Genomic DNA, 16,119 nt, shown 5'->3' with positions numbered 1-16,119 from the left:
CGCGGCTTAGACTCATAAGGCCATGACCGAAGCCCCCCTCATCGTCCCCGGATCCGTCGGCCCTCGCCCCGCAGGGGAGCAGGGGCAGGACGACCTCCTCGCCGGCCTCAACCCTCAGCAGCTCGAGGCCGTGACCTATCGCGGCCCCGCGCTTCTCATCGTCGCGGGAGCAGGGTCGGGCAAGACGAGCGTGCTCACCCGCCGCATCGCCTCGCTGCTGCGGTCGCGAGAGGCCTGGCCGAGCCAGATCCTCGCCATCACCTTCACCAACAAGGCAGCGGGTGAGATGCGCGAGCGCGTCGAGGCGATCATCGGCGACGCGGCCAGGGGAATGTGGATCTCGACTTTCCACTCCGCCTGTGTGCGCATCCTGCGGCGCGAGGCCCAGCAGTTCGGATTCACGAAGTCGTTCACGATCTACGACTCCGGCGACTCGCGCGCGCTCCTCAAGCGCCTCGTCAAGGAGCACGAGGCGGACGCCTACGGTCTGACCCCCGCCTCAGTGCAGTCCCGCATCTCGAAGCTCAAGAACGAGCTGTCGGATGCCGACGCCTATGCGCGCCAGGCCAACATGAGCGACCCGGCGGAGCGGATCTTCGTCGAGCTGTTCGCCGACTACCAGCGACAGCTGCAGAAGGCCAACGCGTTCGACTTCGACGACCTCATCGGGCAGACGGTCTACCTGTTCCGTGCGTTCCCGCAGGTCGCCGACACGTATCGCCGGCGCTTCCGCCACATCCTGGTCGACGAGTACCAGGATACCAACCACGCCCAGTACGCGCTGATCCACGAGCTCACCCGGCCGGTCTCGGGGGACGCCCCTGATCCGTATGCCTCGAACGGCATGATGATCTTCGAACCCGAAACCACCCCCGAGCTCGCGGGTGCGTCGCTCACCGTGGTCGGCGACTCCGATCAGTCGATCTACGCCTTCCGCGGCGCCGACATCCGCAACATCAGCGAGTTCGAGCGGGACTTCCCCGGCGCCCGCGTCGTGCTCCTCGAGCAGAACTACCGTTCGACCCAGAACATCCTGTCGGCCGCGAACTCGGTGATCGGCAACAACTTCGACCGCAAAGACAAGAAGCTCTGGAGCGACAAGGGCGCCGGTGACATGATCGTCGGCTTCACGGGGTACTCGCAGCACGACGAGGCGCAGTTCGTCGCCGACGAAGTCGAGGCGCTGCGTCGTTCCGGCATGCCGTACTCCGAGATGGCCGTCTTCTATCGCACCAACTCGCAGTCCCGCGCGCTGGAGGAGATCTTCATCCGCTCGGCCGTGCCGTACAAGATCATGGGCGGCACCAAGTTCTACGATCGCGCCGAGATCAAGGATGCGCTCGCCTACCTCGTCGCGGTATCGAACCCCGCAGACGAGATGGCCGTGCGGCGCATCCTCAACAAGCCGAAACGCGGTATCGGCGACGTCACCGAGACCACGATCGCGCGCTTCGCCGAGGAGCACGGCATCACGTTCCGCCAGGCGCTGTCCGTGCCAGGACAGCTCGGCTTCGGTCCGAAGATCCAGGCGGGGATCGCTCAACTCGACGCGGTGCTCGCCGAGGCGACCGAGATCATGCTCCCAGCCTCCGGCGAAGTGCCTGCCCCGACGGCGGTCGCCGACGGGCTGAATGTTCTTCTGTCCAAGAGCGGGTACCTCGACGCACTGCGTGCGAGCCGTGATCCTCAGGACGAGGCCAGGGTCGAGAACCTCGACGAGTTCGTCGCCGTCGCGCGCGACTTCGCGCGCAACAACCCCGATGGGACGATCGTCGACTTCCTCACCGAGGTCGCGCTCGTCTCGGACGCCGACGACCTCGACGACGAGTCCGGTTCGGTCTCGATGATGACGATGCACACGGCGAAGGGCCTCGAGTACGACGCCGTCTTCGTCACGGGTGTCGAAGAAGATCTCATCCCGCACCGCATCTCGGCCGGGGAGCCGGGTGGTCCGCAGGAGGAGCGGCGACTCTTCTACGTCGGCATCACGCGTGCGCGCAAGCGCCTGCATCTCTCTCTTGCGATGACCCGCGCGCAGTTCGGCGAGGTCTCGGTCGCGATGCCCAGCCGCTTCCTGCAGGAGATCCCCGCGGGGCTCATCGACTGGCGCCAGTCGCCCGGTGATGTGAACTCGCGCGGCGGAATGCAGTCGCGTGCGCTCAACGCACGTCGGGCCGGCGGCTTCGGCGGTTCGGGCTCCGGCTCCGGTTCGGGCGACCGTTTCGCGGTCAAGCAGCTGCCGGGGCGCGACTCGCTCAAGCCGTTGTCGACCGCGATGGATAAGTTCCCCAACCGGGTGACGGCGAAGATGCGCGACAACGGCGACCTCGAGCTGGCCGCGGGCGATCGCATCCGTCACTCCGACTTCGGCGAGGGACGCGTCGATGCGGTCACGGGTGAGGGCGCGAAGCGCATCGCCCATGTGCGCTTCGATTCGGCCGGACAGAAGAAGCTCCTGATCAAGGTCGCGCCGATCGAGAAGATCTGAGCGGTTTCGCGGGTTAGGCTGGCTGATATGGCCCTGTTCTCCCGCCGCAAGAAGTCCGCTGACGACGTCGTCGCCGACCAGATCGAGACCCAGACAGAGACCGAGGAGTCCTCAGTCGACGCTCCCGAAGAGGCAGGAGAAGCCTCTGAGGTGACCGAGGCCGCCCCGACCATCGGGATCTCCGTGCAGGCGTTCCGCGGCGTGGGAGCCCAGGCAGGCCCCGAGGTCGCGCTCCCCGACCCCGACGCAGCCCCCGCGTCTCCGGCAGTCGGCATCACTCCGGCCCCGGCAGCGCCCGCCGCAGCGCCGGCTCCCGAGCCCGAACGCCGTCTTCCGCTGGCCCCCGCGCTGCCGCCCGAGCAGACCGAGACCGTCGCGGGTATGAAGGACAACGTCCTGCTCCGCGAATCGCTCAAGCAGGTCGAGCAGGGCGCCACGAACGATCAGCTCCTCGGCGTTCTGCGCCAGGCACTGCAGGGGCACCTGTACATCCGCGTGAACGGCGACGCACGTGCCCAGATCAGCGAGGGCAAGCCGCTCGCGGTCGCCGTCGTCCGTGATGGCGACCGTCAGTTCATGCTCGCGTTCAGCTCGGCCGCCGCCGTGCGCGATTCGGTGCAGCTCGAGAAGGACCCGACCGCGACGTCGGCCGTCGCCCAGCCGACGACCTCGGTGCTGCAGCAGGTCGTCTCGGGCGAGTTCGCCGGCCTCATCGTCGACAACGCCTCGGCTCCGCACCGCGTGGTGTTCCCGACCGAGCTGCTGCAGAAGGCGCTCGAGCAGGCGGACGTCGATATGACCGTCAAGTCGATCATCGCCGCGCCGCGCGAGCAGGACACCGCGGCCAAGCTCGGCGAGGCGCTCGCCACGAAGCGCATGTGGGTCGCCGTCAATGAGGGCAACCCCAACGGTCAGGTCGGTATCGCCGAGGCGCAGACCTCCGATGGCAAGCGGTTCCTGCAGCTGTTCTCGCACCCGCTCGAGGTGCTCGCTCTCGGCCGCGGCGACCGCCCCCTGCCGTTCGAGCCCGAGCAGCTCGCCAAGCTCCTGTCGAGCCACATCGACATGGCCGGTGTCCTGGTCGACCCCGCCGGACCCACGATGGTGGTCGAGCGCGACGCGCTCACATCGGTGCTGATTCTGGCCGTCGACCTCGACGCCTGACACTCTTCCGCGCATCTTCCGTGCACCCTAGGGTCGGAGCATGGCTTCAGAACGCGTGACCCTGACCGTCGTCGATCCGGACGGTGAGCGCGAGGTCGTGCTCTCGAGCCCGAACAAGGTCGTGTGGCCTAAGGCCGGCATCACCAAGGCCGAGCTCGCGGAGTACTTCCAGCTCGTCGGCGCGCCCTTCCTCGAGGCCAACGGCAACAGACCGGTCTCTCTCGAGAGGTTCCGCGACGGCATGGGCAGCGAGGGCTTCTTCTCGAAGAACCCGCCTAAGGGCACGCCCGACTACGTCGATGCGGTGACGGTCACGTACAACAGTGGTCGGCGGCATCCGCAGATCGTGCTGAATCGGCCAAGCGCGATCGTCTGGGCGGCGCAGATGAACACGATCGTGTTCCACCCGTGGGCCTCTCTCGCCTCCGACCCCGACAACCCCGTCGAGCTGCGGATCGACCTCGACCCTCAGCCTGGCACCGGGTTCGCCGACGCGATCCCGGCTGCGCACGCACTGCGCGAGGTGCTGCGCGAAGTGGGGCTGAACGCATTCGTGAAGACGAGCGGCAACCGCGGATTGCACGTCTTCGCCCCGATCGAGCCGACTCACGAGTTCCTCGACGTCCGCCACGCGGTGATCGCGGCCGGGCGCGAGCTGGAGAGAAGGATGCCCGAGCAGGTCACGATGAACTGGTGGAAGGAGGAGCGCGGGGAGCGCATCTTCATTGACTTCAACCAGGCGAATCGCGATCGGACGATGGCCGGTGCCTACAGTCCTCGAGCACTCCCCGAGGCGACGGTGTCGACGCCCGTGCACTGGGACGAGCTCGACGGGCTCGACCCCCAGGCGTTCACGGTCCGCAGCATCCCGAAGCGCCTCGCGGAGGTCGGTGACCCGTGGGCGGGGAAGCAGAGTGCGCCGGGCCGCATCGACACCCTGCTCGAATGGTGGGAGCGCGACAAGGAGGCGGGGCTCGGCGAGCTGTCGTTCCCGCCCGAGTTCCCCAAGATGCCGGGCGAGCCGCCGCGCGTGCAGCCCAGCAAGAAGGTCGCCGCGAACTGGGACGAGAACGGCGACCCGGTCGACGAGTGACCGTCAGCCGATGACGTCGGCGAGGTCGTAACCGGCGACGGTGTCGAGCTGGTCATAGGTGCACGAGCGTGCGTCGCGGTCGGGGCGCCAGCGCTCGAACTGCACGGTGTGGCGGAATCGCGCTCCTTCGAGCTGGTCGTAGCGCACCTCGAGCACGAGCTCGGGGCGCAGCCGCACGAATGACACGTCCTTCGAACCGCTGAAGCGTGAGCGTTCTCCCGCACCGGTCACGGCGTCGCCTGCGTCGTCGCGTTCGACGAGCGGAGCGAGCTCGTCGACCAGCTCCCTGCGCCGGACGTCGCTCCATGCCGCGACACCGCCGACCTGGCGCAGCGTGCCGTCGGAGTCGTACAGGCCGACGAGCAGCGATCCGACGCCGGATCCGGACTTGTGGATGCGGTAGCCGAGGGCGACGACGTCGGCGGTGCGCGCGTGCTTGATCTTGATGAGTGTGCGCTTGCCCGGGGCGTACGGCTGGTCGAGGGGCTTCGCGACGACCCCGTCGAGGCCTGCTCCTTCGAACTCCGCGAGCCATCGCACGGCGGCGTCGCGGTCGCGGGTCGTGCGCGTGATGTGCAGCGGATGCCCGACGTCGGCCATCAGCGACTCGAGGCGTTCGCGTCGCTCGGCGAACGGCGCGCTCAGCAGATCCTCGTCGCCGAGGGCGAGCAGGTCGAAGGCGATGAACATCGCCGGGGTCTCGTCGGCGAGCTTGGCCACGCGCGATGCCGCGGGGTGGATGCGCTGGCTCAATGCCTCCCAGTCGAGCCGCTGTGCGCCGTCGGGTCCGGTGGCGACGACGATCTCGCCGTCGAGCAGGCACGGCCCCGGCAGCACCCGCGGGATGGCCTCGACGAGTTCGGGGAAATAGCGGGTCAGGGGCTTCGCGCCGCGCGATCCGATCTCGACGGTGTCTCCGTCCCACGAGATCAGCCCGCGGAAGCCGTCCCACTTCGGCTCGAACAGCAGTCCACCGGACGTCTTCGCGGGGTCAGGCACGGAGGCTGCCGCCTTCGCCAGCATGGGGGAGGGGATCTCGTAGCGCATGGATCCATCCTGGCCGTGGCGGCGCTGCGGCAGAAGGGGTGTCGCTCGCGAACGCGATCAGCCGAACAGATCGTCGAGGGTCACGCGGGTGCCTGCATCCTTCAGAGCGGTGCGGGCGGCGTGCCATCCTGCCATGCCGTTCACACCGGGGCCGGGCGGCGTCGAGGCCGAGGCGAGGTACACGCCGCGCATCGGCGTGCGCCACGGTGCCGGGCCCAGCACCGGCCTGCGCAGGGCCTGCGGGATCGTGAACGCTCCGCCCAGGATGTCGCCGCCGATCTCCGACGGGTTGATCGCCTCGCGCGACGATGCGGGCACCGAGTGGTGCGCCAGGATCAGGTCGCGGAATCCGGGGGCGAAGCGCTCGACCTGACGGGTGATCAGTTCGGTGGCGTCGAGGTCGGAGTTCTGCGGCACGTGGATGTAGGCCCACAGCACAGCCTTGCCCTCCGGCGCCCTGGTCGGGTCGAAGACCGATGGCTGCACGGTGAGTGCATACGGCCGATCGCTGATCCGTCCACGCGCGACCGCGTTCTCGCTCTCCCAGACCTCGGCAGCGGTGCCGCCGATGTGCACGGTCGGCGACTGCGCGACATCCGGGTTCGCCCAGGGGATGGGCCCGGCGAGCGCGAAATCGACCTTGGCGGCGGCCGGACCGTAGCGGTATCCGCGGATGGCTCGCGCGTACGCGGCGGGGATCTCGGGGTGGGTGAGGGTCAGACGCGGTGAGGTGTTCAGCAGCAGCAGGTCGCCTCGGGCGGGGTCGCCCCAGTCGAGCGCACTCAGGTCGGTGACGTGCGCGCCGGACTCGACGGAACCGCCGTGCGACTCGATGTCGGCGACCATGCTGTCGGCGATGCGCTGGGCCCCGCCGCGCGGGTACATCCAGCCTCCGGCATGCGCCTGTGCGGCCAGCAGCAGACCCGCCGCCGCTCCCGCGAGCGAGGGGAGAGGCGTGTTGGCGTGGGCGAGGACGCCCGACATCAGTCCGGCGGCCTCGTCGGTGCGGAACGAGCGGTTTGCGAGCGGTGTGCCCTGGTCGAGCATCCGCAGGGCGAAGCGCAGCGCCGTGACCGGCTCGCTGGGGATCCGCAGCATCTGGTTGCCCGTGAAGTCGACGACTCCGTCGACGTGGGTGCTCAGCGGGCGCAGCAGCGAGAGCCACGCGCGCTCGTCGACTCCGAGGCCTGCGGCAGTGCGCTCGATGTCGCGCCAGGCGATGCCGGCGCGTCCGTCGTCGAGAGGGTGCGCATACGAGATGTCGGGGGTGATCCACTCGATCCGCTCGGCGAGGCCGAAAGCCTGGAAGAACGACGACGACAGCGCAGCCGGATGCACGGCGGCGCAGACGTCGTGCCGGAAACCCGAGAGCGTGGATTCGGCGGTGCGCACACCGCCGCCGATGGTGGCTGCCGCCTCGAGGACCTGCACCTCGTAGCCGGCGCGAGCGAGCGTCACGGCGGCAGCGAGGCCGTTCGGGCCGGAGCCGATGATCGTCGCGCGAGGCATTCGGCCAGTCTTCCATGCTCAGGCGTGAGATCCTTGAAGAAATGAATGAAGTTCAGGGCCCGACCCCCACCGGCAACTCCCGTCCGTACCGAACCCTCGCGGAGGCGCTGCGCGCGCACCGCATCGCCGAAGCGAACCACGAGTTCATCGCGGCGATCACGGATGCCATCGGCATCTCCTCCTACATCGACCGCGGCCGCTACATCGAGGCGATCCGCCGTGGTGAGGGCGCTGCGCTGCACATCGGCAAGACCTACACCAACGGCTTCACGCAAGACGAGGTCGTCGTCATCGGCTCGACGCCCCTGCGTCTGCAGCCGAGCGAAGGCCGCGCACCGTACTTCTATGTGACGCACCCGAGCGAGTTCCGCCCGATCGCGCCGGTCAAGGCCAAGCGGTCGACCACCCCGCGCGCCGCCGCGGCGCCGAAGGTCCAGCGCACCCCCAAGTTCGTCGAGCGCGACTATGGCGTGTGCGACGTCTGCTTCATGGTGAAGACGCCCGCCGGGGGCTGCGGCTGCGACTGATCACGCGAGGCGCGCCGTCACCCCGGTGAGCTCCTCGGAGATCTGCCAGATGCGGGCGGCTGCCGCGTCGTCGCGCAGCCGCGAGTAGGGCTTCTGCGGCCCTGGTCGGCCACCCAGGTGGCCGAGGCCCGACGGGCCGTAGAAGCCTCCGCCGACGGCATCCGCAGCTGTCGCGGCGTACAGAGCCGGCAGGCCCGCGGTCTCGGCCGTCCCGAAGAGGAGGCCTCGGCGTGACAGAGCGTCGATGACACGCCGCGCTGTCGTCTGCGTCGACCGTCCGAGCTCGGGTTGCGCAGCCAGCAGATTCGTCGGCGCGACCCCGGGGTGCGAGAGCAGGCTGCGGATTCCCCACCCCTCGGCCCTGCTCCGCCTGTCGAGTTCGAGCCCGAACAGCCCGAAGGCGATCTTCGACTGGCTGTAGGCGCGCATCCCGTTGTACGAGCGCTCCCATTGCAGATCGTCCCAATTGATCGCGCCGCTGTCGGCAGCGACGCTGATCTGCGAGACGACGCGCGCCTTCCCTTCGATGAGGAGCGGCAGCAGCCCACCCACGAGTGCGAAGTGTCCCAGGTGATTCGCGCCGAACTGCAGCTCGAATCCGTCCGAAGTCGTGCGCCTGGTGGGCGGCGTCATCACTCCCGCATTGTTGATGAGGATGCCGATCGGCGTGCCCTCCTCGCGCAGGTTCGCAGCGAGGGAGGCGACGGACTCGAGGGATGCGAGGTCGAGATCACGCAGCGACAGGGACGCGTCCGGCACCGTACGGCGGATCCGTGCGATCGCCGCGTCGCCCTTCTCTCGGTTGCGCACCGGCAGGATGACCTCCGCGCCCGCAGCGGCGAGCCGGCTCGCGATGCCGAGGCCTATGCCGTCGCTGGCGCCGGTGACCACCGCTCTGGCACCGTGCTGCGCGGGGATGACCAGGTCTGTGTTCTTTCGCGGCATGTCCGCCCTCTTCTCTGTCGACGTCGATGCTCTCGCGACGCACGGGTGGGCATCCAGGGATCGTCGATCCATGGATCGATCACCGGGTCCACTGGTACAACGGATACGACGAGGGGAGGCGGCGCATGGCGATAGACAGACGGGGGCTCGCGGAGTTCTTGCGCGCACGCCGCGAGGCGCTGCAACCAGAGGATGTCGGGCTGCCGCGTGGGGAGCGCCGTCGCACGAGCGGGCTTCGTCGGGAGGAGGCGGCTGCGCTCAGCCATATGTCGACCGACTACTACGCGCGGATCGAGCAGGAGCGAGGCCCTCAACCCTCCGAGCAGATGGTCGCCTCGATCGCTCAGGGGCTCCACCTCTCGCTGGCCGAGCGCGACCACCTCTTCGCCCTGGCCGGCCACACGCCGCCACCGCGAGGTGCCGAGAGCGAGCATGTGAGCCCCGGGATGCTGCGGATCTTCGACAGGCTGCAGGACGACACACCTGCCGAGGTGGTCACCGAACTCGGGGAGACGCTGCGCCAAAGCGCGCTCGGCGTCGCTCTCGTCGGGGATCTGACCCGTCTGCAGGGGCCCGCCCGCAGCATCGGGTACCGCTGGTTCACCGACCCGACGGCACGGCAGGGATACGACCCCGACGACCATGAGTTCCTCTCACGACTGTGGGTGTCTGGACTGCGAGAGATCGCCACCCTTCGGGGGCCGGGTTCACGTGCCGCGCGCTACGTCGAGCTCCTGCTGTCCCGCAGCGAGGAGTTCGAGCTTCTCTGGGAGCGACACGAGGTCGGGCTCCGTCCGCCGGGCACCAAGCGGTTCATCCACCCCGAGCTCGGGCGTCTCGATCTCTCGTGTCAGACGCTCGTCGACCCGGAGCAGTCGCACGCGCTTCTCGTCTACACGGCTGCGCCGGGAAGCGAGAGCCAGGAGAAGCTGAGGCTCCTCTCGGTGATCGGCGCCCAGAGGTTCACGCCCGAGTCCGATGCGGTCGGGGTCGCCGAGCACCCCGACACCTGATGGTCGGATCCGCCCAGCCGGTCAGGCGAAGGCGCTCATCCCGGTGATGTCGCGTCCGAGCAGCAGAGCCTGCACGCTCTCGGTGCCCTCATAGGTGTGGATCGCTTCGATGTCGGCCATGTGCTGCATCACGCCGTTCTCGAGCAGGATGCCGTTGCCGCCGAGCAGATCGCGGGCGACGGACGCTACGCGCCGTGCGGCACGCGTGTTGTGGAACTTCGCCAGGGACGCCTGCGTGGGGCGCAGTTCGCCCGCGGTCTCGAGGTCGGCGAGGCGGCGGCAGTAGAGCTGCATCGCGGTGAGGTCCTCGAGCATGTGGGTGAGTCGCTCCTGCACCATCTGGAATTTCGCCAGCGGCTTGCCGAACTGGATGCGCTCCTTCGAGTAGGCGAGGGCGGCCTCGTAGCAGGCGGTCGCGTGTCCGAGCGCTGACCAGGCCACGCCCGAGCGGGTCGCGTACAGCACGATCGACGCGTCCTTGAAGCTCTTCGTCCCCGGCAGCACGGAGTCCAGCGGCACGCGCACGTCGTCGAAGACGATGTGCGCCTGGTGGATGGCGCGCAGCGACGCCTTGCCGCGGATCGGCGTCCCCGTGTATCCGGGTGTCTCCTGCTCGACGAGGAAGCAGCGCACGGCGCCGTGCTCTACCGCGGTCTCATCGTCGACGCGGGCCCACACGAAGGTGATGCCGCCCGAGGCACCGTTGCCGATCCACTTCTTCGCGCCGCGGATGACCCATTCGTCGCCGTCGCGCCTGGCCACGGTCTCGAGCGAGACGGAGTCCGACCCATGGTCGGGCTCGGTGAGGGCGAAGGAACCGAAGACCGACCCGTCGGCGAGAGAGGTCAGCCACTTGTCCTGCTGCTCATCCGAACCGAAGAGCGCGAGGGTGCGCAGCGCCAGACCGCCCTGTACGGCGAGCACGGTGCCGAGCGACCCGTCGCCGCGCGAGATCTCCATGTTCACGAGGCCGGCGGCGAGGGGCGAGAGTCGGGTGAGTGACGGATGCTCGATGCCGTCGACGACGAGATCCATCTCGCCCATGCGGCGGGCGGCGTCGAGAGGGTACTCGGCGCGGTCCCAGGCATCCGCCATCTGCGGCCCGACCTCGTCGATGTACGCCTTCGCGCGGTCCCAGGCGGAGCGGTCGGCGTCGGGGATGTCGGCGAAGACGGCGTAGTAGTCGCTGTCCTGTCGTCCGGTGATGTCGTACGACGAGACGCGCTCGCCGGGGAAGGGGGAGGCTGCGGTGCTCATGGTGACTCCTTCGTGGCACCAAGTATCGTACCCCTCGATACTCGGTTCCACGACTCCGGATGCGGCGGAGCCCGCGCGGAGTCGGAGAGGCTGCGCCTCAGTCCGGTTGCGAGTCTGCCCGGTGGCGACTCAGTCGAGCTGCGTGCGCAGACGCCGGGTGACCTCGGCGATCGGCATCGAACGAGGGAACACGGCGACGACGACGTCATCCGGCGCCTCGGCGACAGCTTCCGAGGGCACGCCGTATCGGCGGCGGACGTCGGCGAGAGCAGTCTGCAGCGTCGAGAGCGGCACCTTCTTCTTGCCGCGCAGCAGCTGGCGCAGAACATGGTTGTGCACGGCGGTGACGAGGGCCGAGAACCCGACCGCGTCCAGAGGATCGATGCCGGGAAGCGAGCTGCGCAGATAGTCGTCGAACAGCCGCTCGTAGCGGAACACCGTGATGATCTCGCGCTCGCGGAGCACCGGCACCTGACGGACGATCTGATAGCGGCGACGCGCGAGCTCGGGGTCGTGAGCGAAGTGGGCGAAGACCGACTCGGATGCCGCGCACACCGCGCCCCAGGGGTCGTCGTGCCCCTCGGCGAGGAATGACCGCAGCTGCTCGAGGAGCACCTCGTGGTCGGCGAAGACGACATCCTCCTTGCCGCCGAACTGGCGGAAGAACGTCGAACGCGAGACCCCCGCGGCCTTCGCGATCTGCTCGACGGAGGTCTGGTCGAAGCCCTGCGATGCGAAGAGCTCGAGTGCAGCGGCCACGACGCCGGTGCGCAGTTCTGCGGATTCGTGCATGGGACGAGCCTAGACCTCGGCTTCGAGCACCGCAGACGCTGCGTCTACGATGAGCGGGTATGCGTCCAGGGGGGATGAGTGATGATGGTGCTGCGTAGATGGACGGCTCGGGTTGCCGCGGTGGTGTGTGCGCTGGGAGTCGTGCTGGTGCCGAGTGCGGCGGCGGCGCAGGACTTCTCGGGCGGTGGGCCGCTCTGGTACATGGATGCGATGAAGATTCAGGCGATCCACGACGCGGGGATCACGGGGGAGGGCGTGACGATCGCGGTGCTCGATGCCGGTCTCAGCCCGGATGTCGCGACACTGCAGGGTGCCGACATTGAGGTGCGGCAGCTTGAGCAGTGCCCTGATCCGGCCGCATCGGTGCCGACGGCGTTCGAGACGTCAAGCCACGGCACTTCCGTCACGTCACTGATCGTCGGGAACGGAACATCGGATAGTGGCGCTGGACCTGCGGGGATCGCCCCCGACGCACGGATCCTCTACTACGGGGCGCTCCAGGATTCCTGCGACGGCAACGCCTTCCCGGCTGCGGTCGCCGACGCTGTCGCGCAGGGTGCTGACATCGTCTCGATGTCAGGAGGATCCTCGCGTCTGGCGGACGAGCTGGCACAGCCCACCGCCGAGGCGGCGGCTGACGCCCTGCGAGCGGGGGTGTTGATCGTGGGCGCGCTTCCGAATGCCGACTCCGCGTGGGAGGTCGAGCTCGGCAAGGTCAACGGCGTCGTGAACGTCGCTTCGGTGGACGCCGCGGCGCACGCGGCCCCACGACGTGACGGCTCACCCATGACGAACGATGATGTCGACATCGTCGCTCCGGGGGTCGATATGGCGGGACTCGGGTGGGACGGCACCTGGGGGATGTCAGTGTGGTCGGGGAACTCGGCCGCCACCCCCATCGTCGCGGGACTACTGGCGCTCGCGAAAGAGAAGTGGCCGGACGCCACCGCATCCCAGCTCTTGCAGTCGTTGATCCGGAACACGGGATCGACTCCGCATGAGCTCGAATGGACCAGCACCTTCGGCCACGGGATCGCGAATGCGACCCGGTTGGTGCAGGAGGACCCGTCCCAGTACCCCGACGAGAATCCTCTGTTCACCGACGGTCAGGCGCCGACGTTCGACGAGGTCTATTCGGTGCCGGTGCCGGAGCCGGATGCGTCCGAGGTTGCGGATGCGCAGGCCGGCGCCGGGCCGGGAGTGCTGCCGTGGGTGCTTGCAGGTGGTGGGGCGGTCGTGGTCGTCGTGGCGGTGACGCTCATCGTCGTCTTCCGGAGAGGGCGTGGACGTGGGGACGGGGGTGGCGATGGTGCTGCGTAGATGGTCTGCTCGGGTTGCCGCGGTGGTGTGTGCGCTGGGTGTCGTGTTGGTGCCGAGTGCGGCGGCGGCGCAGGACTTTTCGGGCGGTGGGCCGCTCTGGTACATGGATGCGATGAAGATCCAGGCGATCCACGACGCGGGGATCACGGGGGAGGGTGTGACGATCGCGGTGTTCGACGGCGCGCTTGATCTCGATGTACCCACTCTCGCGGACGCGGATATCGAGGTTCACCAAGCCGAGGGTTGCCCGGACCCACTTGCGGCGGAGGGAAGTGATTTTGAGTCGCTGAAGCACGGCACGTCGGTCGCGTCGCTGATCGTCGGAAATGGCACGTCTGACAGTGGGGAGGGGCCCGTCGGAATCGCGCCTGCAGCCCGCATCCTCTACTACGGAGTGCTGCAGGAGTCGTGCGAGGGAAATCCGTTCCCTGCAGCGCTTGACGACGCGGTCGCTCAGGGAGCAGACATCGTGACCATGTCGGGAGGGCCGAATCGACTGGCCGACGAACTTGCGCAGGCCTCTGTCGACAGCGTGGCCGCCGCCCTGCGAGCGGGAGTGATAGTCGTCGCGGGACTTCCGAACCGGGACACAGCGTGGCAATTCGAATTGGCCACGATCAACGGCGTGTTGAATGTTGCGTCCGTCGACGCCACCGCCCAACCGGCGGAGGAGACGGACGGGTCGGATATGCGCAACGACGATGTCGATGTCGTCGCACCCGGAATAGACGTCGCAGGTGTCGGATTCGACGCCTCGTGGGGCATGTCGGCGTGGTCCGGAAATTCAGCGGCGACCCCGATCGTGGCCGGTGTACTCGCCCTTGCCAAGGAGAGGTGGCCGGAGGCAACCGCTTCACAGCTCCTGCAATCCGTGATCCACAACACGGGTTCCAAGCCGCACGAGCTGCAGTGGTCAGATCGATTGGGATACGGCATTGTGAATGCAACCCGCATGATCACGGAGGATGTGTCGCAGTATCCGGACGAGAATCCGCTGTTCACAGACGGGCAGGCGCCGACGTTCGACGAGGTCTACTCGGCACCGGAGTCGTCTGCGCCCGACGCAGCGGACGCGCAGAACGGCACGAGGCCGGGGGTGCTGCCGTGGGTGCTCGCAGGTGGTGGGGCGGTCGTGGGCCTCGTTGTGGTGACGCTCATCGTCGTCATCGGCAGAAGACGCGGAGGTGCTGTCGACGCAGGAGACCGGGAGAAGAACGCTTCGGTGCCAACGAGTTCTGTGCACCGTCGATGACGTCGTCTATCATGGGTCGTCGGAGGGTGGGACGCGCTGGCGTCCCTGACGGAGGGGAAGATCATGGCAGCGCAGATCGGTGCTGACTTCGAGCAGATGCTCGAGAACATCCACACGCTCGTCAAGAGCATTGAGGGTGCAGGCGTAGGTACTCGGGCGACCGAGATCGATGGTCTTCGCACCAATACGACCACGTCCTATCTTGATTCCGCGGCGGCGTACACCGCTGAGGCCGAGCGCATGATCGGCCTGCTAGCGGCTGACACCGCGGCTTTTCGCGACGCACTGAGCGCGTTGCTCGACGAAAAGCAGCAGTCCGAGGAGAACCTCTCTTCGACTCTCTCTCAGATCGCCGCGATCGTCGATGACCCCACTCTGACATCGACAACGCAGTTGCAGGAGACATCGGTACCTGCTGAAACAGCCGACTCGACGTCAGAAGGAGACGACTCCGAGTCGGGTGGTTATTGATGCATCGGAGGATATCCGCTTCGATTGCGTTCGCGGCCGTGCTCGTGACAGTCACACTGCCGGGAGCGGCTGCAGCGCAGGACTTTTCGTCGGCCGGTCCGCTCTGGTATCTGGACGCAATGCGAGTGCCCGCCATCCACGATGCGGGCATCACCGGGGACGGCTTGACTATTGCTGTCTTCGACAACAAGCTGAACCTCGATACAGCGACCCTTGAGGACGCGGACATTGAAGTTCGGCCGGTCGCCGAGTGCCCCGATCCCACCGCGTTCGATCAGCATGATCTCGATTCCGTCGCTCATGGGACTTCGGTGACGTCTCTCATCGTCGGGAACGGTCGGTCGGACACCGGAGTGGGCCCAGTCGGTATCGCTCCGGGAGCGCGGATCCTCTACTACGGGCTGCTCCAGGACGGGTGCACGGGAAACAACTACGCCGAGGCGTTGGACGACGCCGTGGCTCAGGGCGCCGACATCGTGACGATGTCCGGGGCCGTATCCCGACTGGCCGATGAGTTGTCGGAACCCACGGTCGATAGCGTGACTGCGGCGCTTCGGGCCGGCGTAATCATCGTCACCGCTCTCCCCAACGGAGACTCGTCGACCATCCCGGAGCTGATGACGACTAACGGCGTGATCAACGTGGCGTCGGTGGATGCGTCGGCCCAGCCGGCAAAGAACAAGGCCGGGGGCGAAATGATCAACGACGACGTCGATCTTGTGGCGCCTGGCATCGACATCGCAGGCGTGGGCTGGGACGGGACATGGGGCATGTCCGCCTGGTCGGGAAGCTCCGCCGCGACTCCGGTTGTCGCCGGACTGCTCGCCCTCGCCTCGCAGAAGTGGCCCGAGGCGACGGCGCCTCAGCTACTGCAGTCGCTGATTCGCAACACCGGATCGAATCCTCACGAGCTCCAGTGGTCGAACAGACTCGGCCACGGTGTGGTAAATGCGACAAGGCTGCTCGAGGAGAACCCGTCGCAGTATCCGGATGAGAACCCATTATTCAAGGACGGACAAGAGCCGACGTTTGACGAGGTTTACTCGACGCCGGAGCCATCGGATACTCCTTCAGCAGTGGAACCGGACGGGCCTTCAGCTCTGCCGTGGGCGATCGGCGGAGTCGTGGTCGTAATCGTCGCCGCGGGTCTGGCGATCATCTTGATATCGAACAAGAGAAAGGCCCGAGGGCTTCGAGATGTATAACCCCAACATTTGCACGCCGACGATGTTCGAGGACGA

At 67.7% G+C, this 16,119-nt stretch carries 14 protein-coding genes; 9 read left to right on the top strand and 5 right to left on the bottom strand.

The window, feature by feature from the left end; genetic code table 11:
* The first annotated feature begins 22 nt into the window (after positions 1-22).
* Genes OD997_RS15960 through ligD form a run of 3 tightly spaced genes read left to right on the top strand, consistent with a single transcriptional unit; the run spans position 23 to position 4,745 of the window.
* Positions 23-2,488, top strand: coding sequence for an ATP-dependent helicase (locus OD997_RS15960; RefSeq protein WP_434332566.1), 2,466 nt, complete (start codon positions 23-25; stop codon positions 2,486-2,488).
* A gap of 27 nt (positions 2,489-2,515) precedes the next feature.
* Positions 2,516-3,652 (top strand): SseB family protein, encoded by a 1,137-nt coding sequence (locus OD997_RS15955; protein ID WP_434332565.1) that lies wholly within the window; start codon positions 2,516-2,518, stop codon positions 3,650-3,652.
* A gap of 40 nt (positions 3,653-3,692) precedes the next feature.
* The gene (ligD, locus tag OD997_RS15950) at positions 3,693-4,745 is read left to right on the top strand and encodes a non-homologous end-joining DNA ligase (protein WP_434332564.1); all 1,053 of its coding nucleotides are present in this window, start codon (positions 3,693-3,695) and stop codon (positions 4,743-4,745) included.
* Positions 4,746-4,748: 3 nt separating this feature from the next.
* On the opposite strand, the gene OD997_RS15945 is transcribed toward ligD, so the two are convergent.
* Positions 4,749-5,792: an ATP-dependent DNA ligase gene (locus OD997_RS15945; RefSeq protein WP_434332563.1), complete on the bottom strand. Its 1,044-nt coding sequence runs from the start codon at positions 5,790-5,792 to the stop codon at positions 4,749-4,751.
* A 57-nt stretch (positions 5,793-5,849) separates the two neighbouring features.
* Positions 5,850-7,301 (bottom strand): phytoene desaturase family protein, encoded by a 1,452-nt coding sequence (locus OD997_RS15940; protein WP_434332562.1) that lies wholly within the window; start codon positions 7,299-7,301, stop codon positions 5,850-5,852.
* A gap of 41 nt (positions 7,302-7,342) precedes the next feature.
* Between OD997_RS15940 and OD997_RS15935 the strand changes: the two genes are divergently transcribed.
* Complete coding sequence (locus OD997_RS15935; RefSeq protein ID WP_434332561.1) at positions 7,343-7,828, top strand: hypothetical protein; 486 nt, start codon at positions 7,343-7,345, stop codon at positions 7,826-7,828.
* Here the strand turns inward: OD997_RS15935 and OD997_RS15930 are convergent, their stop codons facing one another.
* The gene (locus OD997_RS15930; protein ID WP_434332560.1) at positions 7,829-8,773 is read right to left on the bottom strand and encodes an SDR family oxidoreductase; all 945 of its coding nucleotides are present in this window, start codon (positions 8,771-8,773) and stop codon (positions 7,829-7,831) included.
* Positions 8,774-8,898: 125 nt separating this feature from the next.
* Between OD997_RS15930 and OD997_RS15925 the strand changes: the two genes are divergently transcribed.
* Positions 8,899-9,786, top strand: a complete 888-nt coding sequence (locus OD997_RS15925; protein WP_434332559.1) for a helix-turn-helix transcriptional regulator — start codon at positions 8,899-8,901, stop codon at positions 9,784-9,786.
* Positions 9,787-9,807: 21 nt separating this feature from the next.
* On the opposite strand, the gene OD997_RS15920 is transcribed toward OD997_RS15925, so the two are convergent.
* Together OD997_RS15920 and OD997_RS15915 are read right to left on the bottom strand one after the other, a co-directional pair.
* Entirely contained in the window at positions 9,808-11,043 is a 1,236-nt protein-coding gene (locus OD997_RS15920) for an acyl-CoA dehydrogenase family protein (protein ID WP_434332558.1), read from the bottom strand.
* 129 nt (positions 11,044-11,172) lie between these two features.
* On the bottom strand, positions 11,173-11,835 hold the full coding sequence (locus tag OD997_RS15915; protein WP_056508423.1) for a TetR/AcrR family transcriptional regulator: 663 nt from the start codon (positions 11,833-11,835) through the stop codon (positions 11,173-11,175).
* An 81-nt stretch (positions 11,836-11,916) separates the two neighbouring features.
* Between OD997_RS15915 and OD997_RS15910 the strand changes: the two genes are divergently transcribed.
* The 4 genes from OD997_RS15910 (at position 11,917) to OD997_RS15895 (ending at position 16,083) form a co-directional block, all read left to right on the top strand.
* Complete coding sequence (locus OD997_RS15910; RefSeq protein WP_434332557.1) at positions 11,917-13,155, top strand: S8 family peptidase; 1,239 nt, start codon at positions 11,917-11,919, stop codon at positions 13,153-13,155.
* 103 nt (positions 13,156-13,258) lie between these two features.
* Positions 13,259-14,407: a S8 family peptidase gene (locus OD997_RS15905; protein WP_434332556.1), complete on the top strand. Its 1,149-nt coding sequence runs from the start codon at positions 13,259-13,261 to the stop codon at positions 14,405-14,407.
* Between the two features lie 63 nt (positions 14,408-14,470).
* On the top strand, positions 14,471-14,878 hold the full coding sequence (locus tag OD997_RS15900; protein WP_434332555.1) for a hypothetical protein: 408 nt from the start codon (positions 14,471-14,473) through the stop codon (positions 14,876-14,878).
* 125 nt (positions 14,879-15,003) lie between these two features.
* Positions 15,004-16,083 carry a S8 family peptidase gene (locus tag OD997_RS15895; RefSeq protein ID WP_434332554.1) on the top strand — a complete coding sequence of 360 codons (1,080 nt, stop codon included), beginning with the start codon at positions 15,004-15,006 and terminating at the stop codon, positions 16,081-16,083.
* Positions 16,084-16,119 lie beyond the last annotated feature (36 nt).

Origin of the sequence: Microbacterium sp. CGR1, assembly GCF_051062835.1 — a bacterium.
GTDB lineage: Bacteria > Actinomycetota > Actinomycetes > Actinomycetales > Microbacteriaceae > Microbacterium.
The sequence above is the reverse complement of the archived record's forward strand: the minus strand, read 5'-3'. Positions and strand labels throughout refer to the sequence as shown.

Bases quoted from the DNA above. Each gene is read 5' to 3' on its own strand.
- OD997_RS15960 (WP_434332566.1), top strand. From the start codon at position 23: ATGACCGAAGCCCCCCTCATCGTCCCCGGATCCGTCGGCCCTCGCCCC.
- OD997_RS15955 (WP_434332565.1), top strand. From the start codon at position 2,516: ATGGCCCTGTTCTCCCGCCGCAAGAAGTCCGCTGACGACGTCGTCGCC.
- ligD (WP_434332564.1), top strand. From the start codon at position 3,693: ATGGCTTCAGAACGCGTGACCCTGACCGTCGTCGATCCGGACGGTGAG.
- OD997_RS15945 (WP_434332563.1), bottom strand. From the start codon at position 5,792: ATGCGCTACGAGATCCCCTCCCCCATGCTGGCGAAGGCGGCAGCCTCC.
- OD997_RS15940 (WP_434332562.1), bottom strand. From the start codon at position 7,301: ATGCCTCGCGCGACGATCATCGGCTCCGGCCCGAACGGCCTCGCTGCC.
- OD997_RS15935 (WP_434332561.1), top strand. From the start codon at position 7,343: ATGAATGAAGTTCAGGGCCCGACCCCCACCGGCAACTCCCGTCCGTAC.
- OD997_RS15930 (WP_434332560.1), bottom strand. From the start codon at position 8,773: ATGCCGCGAAAGAACACAGACCTGGTCATCCCCGCGCAGCACGGTGCC.
- OD997_RS15925 (WP_434332559.1), top strand. From the start codon at position 8,899: ATGGCGATAGACAGACGGGGGCTCGCGGAGTTCTTGCGCGCACGCCGC.
- OD997_RS15920 (WP_434332558.1), bottom strand. From the start codon at position 11,043: ATGAGCACCGCAGCCTCCCCCTTCCCCGGCGAGCGCGTCTCGTCGTAC.
- OD997_RS15915 (WP_056508423.1), bottom strand. From the start codon at position 11,835: ATGCACGAATCCGCAGAACTGCGCACCGGCGTCGTGGCCGCTGCACTC.
- OD997_RS15910 (WP_434332557.1), top strand. From the start codon at position 11,917: ATGATGGTGCTGCGTAGATGGACGGCTCGGGTTGCCGCGGTGGTGTGT.
- OD997_RS15905 (WP_434332556.1), top strand. From the start codon at position 13,259: ATGGATGCGATGAAGATCCAGGCGATCCACGACGCGGGGATCACGGGG.
- OD997_RS15900 (WP_434332555.1), top strand. From the start codon at position 14,471: ATGGCAGCGCAGATCGGTGCTGACTTCGAGCAGATGCTCGAGAACATC.